The organism is Kitasatospora sp. NPDC057512, from assembly GCF_042802135.1.
Lineage (GTDB): Bacteria > Actinomycetota > Actinomycetes > Streptomycetales > Streptomycetaceae > Kitasatospora.
Window position 1 is genome coordinate 1 of the sequence record NZ_JBHVET010000621.1, and the last position, 5,293, is coordinate 5,293.

Sequence of the window (5,293 nt, forward strand, 5' to 3'; positions counted from 1 at the left end):
GCCCGGGAAGTCCCGGACCGGCCCCGCCGCCGCACGGCGGGGCGCGCTCAGGCCGCTATCGGCCGCTGGCTCCGCACCGCCTGGAGCAGCCCGATGGCCATCCAGTTGGCGAACATCGACGAGCCGCCGTACGAGACGAACGGCAGCGGGATGCCCGCGACCGGCATGATGCCCAGGCACATCCCTATGTTCTCGAAGGCCTGGAAGGCCATCCAGGCGATGACCCCGGCCGCCACGATCGTCCCGTACAGGTCGGTCGCCTGCCGGGCGATCCGGCAGGCCCGCCACAGGATCACGCCGACCAGCGCGATGATCGCCAGCGCCCCGATGAAGCCCAGCTCCTCGCCGGCCACCGTGAACACGAAGTCGGTCTGCTGCTCCGGCACGAACTGCCCGACGGTCTGGGTGCCGTGGAACAGCCCCTTGCCGGTCAGCCCGCCCGAGCCGATCGCGATCCGGGCCTGCGCGGTGTTGTAGCCGACGCCGTTCGGGTCCAGCTGCGGGTTGGCGAAGGCGGCGAAGCGGTCGATCTGGTACTGGCTCAGCAGCCCGAACTTCCAGATCGCCACGCATCCGGCGGTGCCCGCCACCAGCAGGCCGAGCACCCATCGGTTCGCCGCGCCGGAGCCGAGCAGGATGCCCAGCACGATCGCGGCCATCACCATCACCGAGCCGGCGTCCGGCATCAACAGCACTATGCACATCGGCACCCCGGCCCAGAGCAGGCCCCGGAACACCGCCCGGTGCGAGGGGAACTCCCGCTCCCCCGCGTCCACCTGGTCCGACAGCACGACCGCCATCGCCAGCACGATCGCGAGCTTCGCGAACTCGGCCGGCTGGATCGAGAAGCCGCCGCCGAGCTGGATCCACGAGTGCGCGCCGTTGATGGTCGAGCCCAGCGGGCTGAGCGTCGCCAGCAGCAGCACGAGCACGCCGACGTACAGGAACGGCACGATCGTGCGGAAGCGCCGGCTCCCTATCGCTATCACCACGGAGCACAGCACCAGCCCGACCACGAAGTTGGTCAGGTGCCGGTACAGGAAGTACTGCGGGTCCCCGTGGGTCAGCGAGTCGCGCCCGCGGGTGGCCGACCAGACCAGCAGCGAGCTGCCGGCCGAGAGGGCCAGGGCGGCCACCAGCAGTATCCAGTCCAGCCGCCAGAGCGGGGAGTCCTTGGACAGCGCCTTGGAGACCCCGCGGCGTTGCGGGGCCAGCCGCAGCTGCCGGTACGAGCCGTAGGAGGTCATGCCCGTCCCCTTCCCGGTCCGCGCGTGGGTTCGAGCGCGGCGTCGGCCGCGGTGTACGACGCCGGACGGTCGGCCGGCGGCGTCCGGTCGAGGAAGGCCGTCGCCGGGGCCGGCTGCGCCGCGGCCGCGTCGAGCAGCGCCGGAGCCGCGGCCACGGCCTGGGCCTGGGCGCCCGGCGCCGCGTCGACGCCGCCGTACGAGACCGGCTTGATGATCGCGGTGCCGTCCGGGTTGAACTTCGGCAGTTCGGCCTGCGGCGCGGGCAGCAGCGCCTTGCCGCTGTCGATGCCGCCCTTGTCGTCCACGCCGTACAGCGCCTGGTAGATCCGGCGGATGGCGTCGCCGGAGCCGCCGGAGCCGGTGCCGCCCTGGCTTATCGTCATGACGACCGCGTAGTCCTTGCTGTACGTGGTCAGCCAGGAGGTGGTCTGCTTGCCCTCGACCTCGGCGGTGCCGGTCTTGGCGTGCAGCGTGATCTTGTCCTGCGGCCAGCCGTTGAACTTCCAGGCGGCGGTACCGCTCTTGACGACGCTCTCGGTGGCCTGGTTGATGTAGCTGAGCAGCTTCTCGTCGCCGGGGAACTTGGCGTCCTCGTGCGGGGCGATCTCGCGGACGAGGTCCCCGCCCGGGCTTATCACGGCCTTGGCGATGGTCGGCCGGTAGAAGGTGCCGCCGTTGGCGAGCGCCGAGTAGATCCGGGCCATCTGGACCGGGGTGACGAGGGTGTCGCCCTGGCCGATCGCGAAGTTGACGGCGTCACCGGCGCGCATCTGGTAGCCGTCGACGCAGTTCTCCCGGGCGATCTGGTCGGAGTAGCTGTTGCCGCCCTTCTGCCCCTGGGCGCACCAGGCGTCCTTGTTGTTGTCGTAGAAGGACTGCTTCCACTGCCGGTCCGGCACCCGGCCGGTGACCTCGGACGGCAGGTCGATGCCGGTCTTGGCGCCGAGGCCGAACTCGTGGGCGGTCTTGAAGAACCAGTCGCCCGGGTCCTTCTTGGGCTTGATGCCGCCGTCCTTCATCCACTGGTCGTACGCCAGGCCGTAGAAGACGGTGTCGCAGGAGACCTCCAGCGCCTTCTCCAGGGAGATCTGGCCGAAGTTCTCGCTCTCGAAGTTCTTGAACTCGCGGCCGCCGATGGTCATGCTCTTCGGGCAGTCGTAGCGGCCGTCCAGCGAGTAGCCGGCCTGCACGGCGGCGGTGGTGGAGATGACCTTGAAGGTCGAGCCGGGGGCGGACTGACCCTGTATGGCCCGGTTCAGCAGCGGGAAGTTGGAGTCCTTGCTGGTCAGCGACTGGTAGTCCTTGCCGCTGATGCCGCCCACCCAGAGGTTCGGGTCGTAGGTCGGGGCGCTCGCCATCGCGACGATCCGCCCGGTGTGCACGTCCATCACCACGGCGGCGCCGGAGTCGGCCTCGTAGTTGCGGTTGGTGACCTTGTCGAAGGTGTTCCTGGCGTCGTTCATGGCCTGCGCCAGGTTGTCCTCGACCACCTTCTGCACCCGGGCGTCGATGCTGGTGACCAGGTTGTCGCCGGTCTGCGGGGCGACGGTGCCGGCGTTGCCGATCACCCGGCCGAGGTTGTCGACCTCCAGCTTGGTGATGCCCGCGGTGCCGCGCAGGTCGCGGTCGTACACCGACTCCAGGCCGGCCCGCCCGATCTGGTCGGCCGGCAGGTAGCGGTCCAGGCCGCTCTTGCCGGCGGTCTTGCTGACCTCCTCGTCGGTGACCGGCGAGAGGTAGCCGAGCACCTGGGCCATGTTGGCGCCCTCGGCGCCGGTGTAGCGGCGTACGGCGGTGGGCTGCGCGGTGATCCCGGGGAAGTCCTCGCGGCGCTCCATTATCTGCATCGCCTGCTGGGTGGTCGCCTCCTTGGTCACCGGGATCGGCTGGTACGGCGAACCGTTCCAGCAGGGCTGCGGGGTCTTGGCGTCGCAGAGCCGGACCTTCTCCTGCACGTCCTTGGCCGGCATCCCCAGCACCTCGGCCAGCCGGGACAGCACCGCCTTGCCGCCGTCCTTCTGCTGGAGCAGCGAGGTGCGGCTGACCGAGACCACCAGCCGGGTCTCGTTGCCGGCCAGCACCCGCCCGGAGGCGTCCAGGATCTCGCCGCGGACGGCCGGCTCGACCACCTCGCGGATGTGGTTGCCGGTCGCCTTCGCGGTGTACTCCTTGGCGTTGCGGATCTGCAGGTACCACAGCCGTCCGCCGAGGGTGGCGAGCAGCGACAGCACCAGGATCTGCAGCACCACCAGACGGATCGTCACCCGTCGGGTGCGGCCGGTCTCGGGGATGTTGCTCACGTCTCGTGCGCTCCAGGATGCGGGGAGGTCGGGTGGTCGGGGCCGGAGGGCCGGGCGGCCAGGGGCCGGGGGCCGGTCCGGTTACGGGCGGCGGGCGAAGCCGGGCACGCGCCGCTTCTTGTACGACGGGCCCGTCGAGGCGTCGCGGGTGGTGCGGTAGCGGGCCAGCGTGCCCAGGCCGGAGCCGCCCTCGTCGTCGTCCGCGGCGGCCACCGGGTCGCGGCCGAAGCGGCGGCCGAGGTACATCACCAGCGGCACCACGAAGGGCGCCAGCAGCAGGTCGTAGAGCAGGGCGCTGATCACCAGTCCGCCGAGGCCGACGTGCCGGGCCGCGGTGTCGCCGACCAGGGCGCCGACCATCGCGTAGAGCAGGGTGGAGGCGACCGCCGCGGCGCCGACCACGACCAGCGAGCCGGCCACGGAGCGCTGGCGGCCGTGGTCCGGACGCAGCAGCCCGGCGGCGTAGCCCATCAGGCAGAGCACCAGCGCGTAGCGGCCGATCGCGTGGTCGGAGGGCGGCGCGAGGTCGGCCAGCAGGCCCCCCGCGAAGCCGACCAGGCAGCCGCCGGTGGGCCCGTAGACCATGGCCAGGCCGACCACGACGAGCAGCAGTATGTCCGGGGTGGCTCCCGGGAGCTGGAGCCGGCCGAACACGCTGACCTGGAGGATCAGGCCGAACAGGACGAGGCCGGCGGAGACGGGGATGCGGGCGAGGCGCATGGCTCAGTTCCCCCCAGTGGGCTTGGCGGGCGGGGCGGCGGGCGCGGAGGCCGGGACCTGGCCGGGCACGGAGGCCGGGACCTGGCCCGGCGCGGCGGCCGGCTGGCCGGCGGCGGGCGCCGGCGGCAGGACGGCGTCGCGCGGGTCGGCGCGCGGCGGCACGACCACCACGCCGACCAGGTCCAGCCGGGTGAACTGGACGAAGGGCTCGACCAGGACGGTCTTGGTCAGCTGGCCGGCGTTGGCCTGGACCTCGACGACCTTGCCGACCGGGACGCCGGGCACGAACGGGCGGCCGCTCTGCGAGCCGAAGGTGACCAGCCGGTCGCCGGCCTTGACCTGGGCCTTGCCGTTGAGCAGCGAGACCTTCATCGGGCTGTCGCCGCCGCCGGAGGCGAAGCCGATCTCGCCGGTGCCCTCCAGCCGGGTGCCGGCCGAGAAGCCGGGGTCGGAGGCGAGCAGCACGGTGGCGGTCGTGGGCGCGACGGTGGTGATCCGGCCGACCAGGCCCTGACCGTTGATCACCGTCATGTCGCGGGTGAGGCCGTCGTCGCTGCCGGCGTCGATGGTGATGGTCCAGGAGAAGCCCTGGGCCGGGCCGATCGCGATGACCTGGGCGGCCTTGACGGTGTAGCCGCCGGCGCCGGCGGTGCGCAGCAGGTCGTCCAGCTGCCTGGTGCGCCCGGTGGCCATGTCGGAGGAGGCGAGCTTCTGCCGGAGTTCGGTGTTCTCGCGGGCGAGCTGGTCGGTGCGGCCGCTGTCGGTGGCCGCGTCGCGGAAGGCGCGGACGGTGTCGGCGACCGGGTCGACGACGGTGGCGGCTCCGCGCTCGACCGGTCCGAGGACGCTGGCGGCGGCGTGCCGGGCGGGCCCGAGCGGGGAGTCCTCACCGCCCTTGATGTCCACGGTGATCAGCGCGAAGGCGACGGCCACCAGCAGGATCAGCAGCAGCCGGCTCTCTCGTGTGTCCCTCACGGTGCTGGTACTGCCCCTTCGTACCTGGCCGCCGCCCGGGGCTGTGGGGCC

4 protein-coding genes are annotated in these 5,293 nt (G+C 72.1%); all 4 read right to left on the minus strand.

Translation table 11 applies throughout. The annotated features are described in order from the left end of the window. Nucleotides 1-47 precede the first annotated feature (47 nt). Nucleotides 48-1,247, minus strand: coding sequence for a rod shape-determining protein RodA (gene rodA / locus ACFU6K_RS30555; protein WP_380668466.1), 1,200 nt, complete (start codon nucleotides 1,245-1,247; stop codon nucleotides 48-50). Further along, the gene (gene mrdA, locus ACFU6K_RS30560) at nucleotides 1,244-3,547 is read right to left on the minus strand and encodes a penicillin-binding protein 2 (RefSeq protein WP_380668468.1); all 2,304 of its coding nucleotides are present in this window, start codon (nucleotides 3,545-3,547) and stop codon (nucleotides 1,244-1,246) included. Before mrdA ends, rodA begins: the two co-directional genes overlap by 4 nt. Before the next feature lie 81 nt (nucleotides 3,548-3,628). Continuing rightward, the gene (gene mreD, locus ACFU6K_RS30565; protein WP_380668470.1) at nucleotides 3,629-4,267 is read right to left on the minus strand and encodes a rod shape-determining protein MreD; all 639 of its coding nucleotides are present in this window, start codon (nucleotides 4,265-4,267) and stop codon (nucleotides 3,629-3,631) included. Nucleotides 4,268-4,270: 3 nt separating this feature from the next. Next, on the minus strand, nucleotides 4,271-5,242 hold the full coding sequence (mreC, locus tag ACFU6K_RS30570; RefSeq protein ID WP_380668472.1) for a rod shape-determining protein MreC: 972 nt from the start codon (nucleotides 5,240-5,242) through the stop codon (nucleotides 4,271-4,273). Between the last annotated feature and the right edge of the window lie 51 nt (nucleotides 5,243-5,293).